Source organism: Glutamicibacter protophormiae (genome assembly GCF_014647495.1).
GTDB lineage: Bacteria > Actinomycetota > Actinomycetes > Actinomycetales > Micrococcaceae > Glutamicibacter > Glutamicibacter protophormiae.
Genome location: NZ_BMPH01000001.1, coordinates 497,595 through 503,639, shown reverse-complemented (window position 1 = coordinate 503,639; position 6,045 = coordinate 497,595). Strand labels below are relative to the sequence as shown.

At 54.3% G+C, this 6,045-nt stretch carries 4 protein-coding genes and 2 pseudogenes; 2 read left to right on the top strand and 4 right to left on the bottom strand.

Annotated features, from left to right (window positions below):
• Together IEY43_RS02390 and IEY43_RS18065 are read left to right on the top strand one after the other, a co-directional pair.
• A partial coding sequence (locus tag IEY43_RS02390) for an IS256 family transposase (protein WP_188946954.1) occupies positions 1-1,113 on the top strand: 1,113 nt, incomplete at its 5' end.
• 114 nt (positions 1,114-1,227) lie between these two features.
• Positions 1,228-2,467: pseudogene (locus IEY43_RS18065) on the top strand (integrase core domain-containing protein); the annotation flags it as partial.
• 197 nt (positions 2,468-2,664) lie between these two features.
• Here the strand turns inward: IEY43_RS18065 and IEY43_RS18060 are convergent.
• The 4 genes and pseudogenes from IEY43_RS18060 to IEY43_RS02355 form a co-directional block, all read right to left on the bottom strand.
• Positions 2,665-3,147 carry a hypothetical protein gene (locus tag IEY43_RS18060; RefSeq protein WP_229777224.1) on the bottom strand — a complete coding sequence of 161 codons (483 nt, stop codon included), beginning with the start codon at positions 3,145-3,147 and terminating at the stop codon, positions 2,665-2,667.
• Positions 3,148-3,234: 87 nt separating this feature from the next.
• A complete protein-coding gene (locus tag IEY43_RS02365; protein WP_188946949.1) occupies positions 3,235-3,726 on the bottom strand; it encodes a hypothetical protein in 492 nt (163 codons plus the stop codon).
• Between the two features lie 506 nt (positions 3,727-4,232).
• Positions 4,233-4,775 carry a hypothetical protein gene (locus IEY43_RS02360; protein WP_188946948.1) on the bottom strand — a complete coding sequence of 181 codons (543 nt, stop codon included), beginning with the start codon at positions 4,773-4,775 and terminating at the stop codon, positions 4,233-4,235.
• A 1,011-nt stretch (positions 4,776-5,786) separates the two neighbouring features.
• Positions 5,787-5,959 (bottom strand): annotated as a pseudogene (locus IEY43_RS02355) (IS1380 family transposase); the annotation flags it as partial.
• Positions 5,960-6,045 lie beyond the last annotated feature (86 nt).

Sequence of the window (6,045 nt, the reverse complement as noted above, 5' to 3'; positions counted from 1 at the left end):
TCCCGCAATGGCTCCTACCCGAAGACCGTGTCCACGGTGGCCGGGGATATCGACCTGCAGATCCCCCGGGACCGGGCCGGAACCTTCGCCCCGACGCTGGTGCCCAAGGGCTCGCGCCGCACCGGCGGCCTGGATGAAATGATCATCTCCCTCTACGCCGGCGGCATGACGGTGCGGGATATCGCCTACCACCTGGAAACCACCGTCGGCACCCAGCTGTCCCACGACACGATCAGCAAGATCACCGACGAAGTGCTCGACGAAGTCGCCGCCTGGCAGGAACGTCCGCTCGAAGAGTTCTACCCGATCCTCTATCTGGATGCGCTGGTGGTCAAGGTCCGCGACGGCCACCAGGTGCGGAACAAGGCCGCGCATATGGCCATCGGCGTGACGGTGGAAGGCGTCAAGCATGTGCTGGGCCTGTGGGTCACGGAGAATGAAGGGGCGAAGTTCTGGGCGCAAGTCTGCGCCCAACTAGCCAACCGCGGGGTCAAAGACGTCCTCATTGCCTGTTGCGACGGGCTGACTGGCTTCCCCGAGGCGATTGAGGCGACGTGGGCGCGGGCGACCGTGCAGACCTGTGTGGTGCACCTGATCCGAGCGGCGAACCGGTTCGTCTCCTACGGTGATCGCAAAGCGGTCAGCGCCCAGTTGAAGAGCATCTACACGGCACCGAGCATCGAATCAGCCGTGAAGGCGTTGGATGATTTCGAGGCCAGTGCGCTGGGGCAGAAGTATCCGTCGGCGGTGGCCACGTGGCGCAACGCGTGGGAACGCTTCACCCCGTTCCTGGAATTCCCGCCAGAGCTGCGCAAGGTCATTTACACGACCAACGCGATTGAATCGATGAACTACCAGCTGCGCAAGGTCACCAAATCCCGGGGGCACTTCCCGTCCGATGCGGCGGCGGTGAAGATGCTATGGCTGGCGATCTGCAATATCGAGGACAAGCGGGCCCGGGAGCGGTTCAAGGATGCGCAGAAGAAGGGCCGCACCCCGAGGGCCGGCGCCGGGTCGCATCTGGTGGAAGGAGCCGGGACGAATGGCTGGAAGCAGGCGTTGCAGCAGTTGGCGATGGCGTACCCGGAGCGGATTGAACCGTATTTGAAGTAATTGTTACGAGCCCTGAATAACGGAGGTGACTAGGGGCTTACACAAACTACCTGACAGGCTCTGAGGATATTGAGAAAAGATCAAAGATTGTGTCTCAGAAACTTGACCAGCTCACCAGAAGTGATCAACGAGCTGGTGAAGATCCGCCAGAAACTCACAAAGGATGGGTGGGACTACGGTCCCAAAACCATTCACTACGAAGCGACGATTAACCAAGACACTTTCCCAGGCGGCAAGATTCCGTCTAGTGCTACGATCGGCCGCTTACTGGCCGGCGTCGGTCACGTGGACCGCAACCCTCGCAAGCGACCCAAATCTTCCTATGTTCCGTTCGCACGGTCAACGGCCATGGCCCTGTGGCAACTTGATGCTTTTGAATACCGAACTGCCAAGAATCAGCTCATCACCGTGTACCAGCTCATCGATGATGCCAGCAGATTTGATGTTGGCTCCCGAGCGTTCCAACGCCACGAAAACAGCCAGGACGCTCAAGAAAGTCCTCGTGCGCGCCATCGCTGAGTACGGTGCACCGCAAGAGGTGCTCAGTGATAATTCCAAAGCGTTCAACCAGCTGCGTAGCGGGAGATTCGGTTCGGTAGAAATCTTTCTCGCATCCAAGGGAAGCATGCCGATCACTGGGCTTCCGGGACGGCCGACGACTCAGGGGAAGAACGAACGTTCACACCGTACGTTGCAACGTTTCTTGACGGCGAATATGCCACAGGATCTGGCCGATGTGCAGAGGCTGCTGAAACGGTATCGGGAGCACTACAACAATCGGCGTCCGCATCAACCCTTGAACCAAGCGACCCCACAAGCTGCCTGGGAACTGCTGGAGCACACGCCGGCCACCAAACCGATTCACTGATCGGTGTTGGAAGCGAAAGCCGCCGAATATCTCAGTAAACGTCGCTTGGCCCGGCCTACGGCCAGCAGGTTGGACGTGGTCGTGTCGAAGTCGGGGGAAATCATGAAGAGCACTCATGATGCATCGGATCCAGTGCCCCTGTTGGAATCTAATCAGATGCTTGTGGAAGTGACTAGGGAAAACCGCAGAACGTTCTATCAAGGGTTCCATATTTCGTTGCCCACTCCGTTCGCTCGCCGCCAGTTCGTCAGGACGATTACGGGCACAGAATTCTTGTTGTCGGACCCGAAGACGAGTGAAGTTGTCATGTCGTTCCCGCTGCCGATGGTGGCCTTGAAAGTTGAGGGCAAGTTCGTTTCGTCGTATTCAATCAGGGGTATTCAGATGACTCTGGCGACTCGTCAATGGGAGAAGAAAGCGCAGCAGTACCGTGCCGTCATCCAGGCTCGTGAGGAGCAGTCGCCGACGTTCTTCGAGCATCACTAGGTGGTAAACAGTTGCCAACTGCTTAGGTCGGTTGGCAGTTGGTAACTGTGTACAAAGTATTGAGATCCACTGCCCACGAAGTAGTGAGTTTCAGTGTCTACGAAGTGACGAGATTACACACCCAGTAGCCGCAACAGCCGTACCAACTCGCCCTATTCGGCAGGGCACACCCGCCACTTTGACGAGCAGCCGCCTGGCTACCAACCATCACCTCCAAGAGCGCCGTCACAGGACTGCTGCGCATCGCGTGGCGCACGACCGGCTCGATCATCCGCAGGGTCTGGGAGGAAACAAGCAACAATCTCGATCTGCTTGACGGGCTCAAACGCATCGGTATCGACGAGATCGACTACAAGAAGGGGCACAAGTAGCTGACCGTGGTGGGTGTGCCATGAAACACGTCGGCTGGTATGGGCCAGGGTGGGGTGCATAGGGACACGCGGCGGCGCTTTTTCGACGCGTTGGAAGCGTCTGGGGAAGGCCGGTACCAGCGGCTCACCCACGTCAGCTTCGATGGGGCGGACCGGAACGGAGATATCGTGGCCGAGAAATGCCTGAACGCGATCCGCTGCGCGGATCCGTTCAACATCGTGCGGTGGGAGATGGATGCCATGGACGAAGATCCGGTTGATCACCCGCACTGTGTTCGGGTTCAGGGGCCTACATGCGTTGATCTCCATGGCGATTCTCAGCCTCCGTGGCCACAGGCTGGTGCTTCCGGTGTGGGATTGGCCCACGGAAGAGTCACAAACGCCATAATATTACGGCTATTCTCCCTCCCACGGCAGGCCAAGCAAGAGCTGGGCAGGAACAACCGTGGAGCCCTTAATGCGCACTGCCGCCTCTGACGACGTCTCACCTTGGAAGACGGCACCCGGTTCGATGCCATACGATCTTGCTGAGTCCTGCAGCGCCATGAACATGCGCGGAATGTGATCGTCATTCATGCTTGCATTCACAAAGACTGCCATAGACTCATTTTCATTTTCGACTCGGGCAAGGATCCCCCAGATTAGGACGGTTGCGCCACGTTCCCAAACGAAATATCCGTGCTCGTGCACCCCGCTCCTTTTCAGTTCGGGCAACATTTCCAGGATCTGACTGAAGAATACTGCGGCATTGTCGTTGCTCGGGATGACCACTGACATTCCATTGACTTCCATGAACCGGCGCAAAGTCTCGTTGACCTGATAGGCCCCGTGCGGCCCTTCGATTCGAACATAGTTACTGATAGTTTTCTCCTTGCAATTAGACGTCATCGTGTGAAAATACCGGTATACGATGTACTGCTGTCCGTAGCCAGGTCAAGGGATACGGCACAGGCGCAACCGAATCGATTCTCTTCTACCCAGACGGCATGGGGTCTGCTGAACAGAGCCCTGCCACACTGCGGACGCGGCCCCTCACATGGAATGCCGAGTCCGCCCATTATGTAATTCCTTCTCAGATTATCTGGTCACGGAACCGCGAACCTCTCTTATCATAGATAATCGAATATAGCTTACGAAGTGTTTGAGAAAAATGGTTATGGTTTCATGTATTTTTCTAGAAAAATTTCCACAGCGACAGACTACCTAATCTAGGGGTCAGAAGTGCAATTAAGTTCCCCTTGACAGCCAATACGCAAAAAATATAGACTCCGGTTCCTTGCGTTAATTTTCCGAGTCATCACATTGCCAAATATTTTAATTTTATCGGACAGAACCAGCCCTTTCAATCGCTTCCACTTCGTTTGTAGCATCAGATAATGCGCATTTAATCCAGGCTAACCAGCTTCAGCATACGGTCTTAGATCAACAATCTCAGGCCTGCCCAACTTCGCCGCGACTCTCTCGTCAAGCTGAGCTCCGATTGTCGCAATGGCGACAGTCCATGGTTGAGGAAGCCCCATAATATTAGTAATATTCTCGCTAGAAAAGGCGCTAGCCGTTGGATTGTTGAAGATAGGTATGATGAGTGCAGAGGTTGAATCACTTTTCACGGCTGCGATAACTAGTTGATCTTCCCCGGACGGCAAATAAAGCATGCCGTTCCCAAGGGGCCGAAAACGCTTCCAAGACGAGAATCTTCCCCTAGCAATTTCAATCAGCTCATCCAATGCACCCTCACCATGAATAATCCACGTCAGTCCAGCAACCTCCATAGATTCCAGAAGAGCAGATCCGTGTTCTCCAGCTTGAGAGAGCGCCGAGTAGGTAACCGTAAGATCACGAGGAGAAGTCGCTTCATTCACAGGGATAGCCGGCGTCACATCCTCATTGCTATTGGAGGCCGAGGAACCTTTGTTCTTCCTTTTTCCAAAAAACATGACTACTCCTGAAAATTCTGAACCTGACTACAACAAACACATTGAAAAGAAACGGTGGACTACGATGAACATGGAGTCATTCGTCGCCGAGAACCTTGAGCTACTACCCCATTTTGGACGTGAAATATAAACGACTCAATTTAGACTATATATCAACAGGTATAAATGTGCGGTTACGGTCATTTATTTCTCGATCAACATTCATCTGCGATAAATATTCTTGAAGATTCTGAAAATAACTCTATAGCCCAACGCGCAGTGGAGCGGATCTAGTCAAATTGGCTATTTTCAGTTGCCACATTAACAAATATGCCTAGACTTTTCGATGCCGCGCAAAATCGCTTCATTACAAGCCGGGCAACGTCCATTAGAATTATTCACTTAGTCTTGACACGCACACGCCATGAGAAATCCCCAATCATCATAAACTTATGGTGAGATCAGCCTATGCGCCATTTCAATTCCTGTCCATAGTGAAGTTCTTTTTTCAGGATCATTACAAAAAGGGAAGTGGTACGACCGAAGACGCGTGGAGCTCCAATTCAGGAAAGATTTCTTTTCCTCACAAAACAAGCAAACCCCTGACCAAAGCTACCGCATGCACGGACTGCGCCAACCGGCCACACACCTGGCCGAGCATCGTTTTGCACCCGTACCAAACAACGGAGGTTCGCCCTGCGCGTGAACCGCATCTGGCAACCGGCCCCCGCATCAGCTGCCATGTGGGTCTCGCCTCTCCGCTGAGTCCTTTCCCGGCGTGTGTGATCAACAACAAGGAAGCCGCCACGACATAGACACTATTCCTCTCAACGGCCTAAAACAGGTCTCTAACCCAGATGTCATCAGAGCTCCGACGACCATCGAAATCCACTCCCAATGGATTCCCGGTGGCCGTCTTTGCTTCTGCCCACGCCACAGAGCGCCTAAACCATCGACGCGCAATGCCAGGATCCACCGACCAGAGCTGAAAAGACCTTTCGAAACCAAGAAAACAACATGGCAACCACCAGTTCAAGCGGCCAGCTCGCCGTGCCGCCACCGCTGAAACAATGCGCCGATGCCCTCAATCAATTGATATAGCAGCTGAGCTTCCTGTGCATTTTCGGGATCAGCAGCCGGCGTTGCCGGCTACCAGAGACAAGCTTCCCTGCCATTGAAAACAGCCGGAACCGCCACCTGTTTAGCAGAGGTATTTGGTAGCACCTGCGCGCGTATCGGATGTGAAATCTCGTCACTTCGTAGACACTGAAACTCAGCACTTCGTGGACAA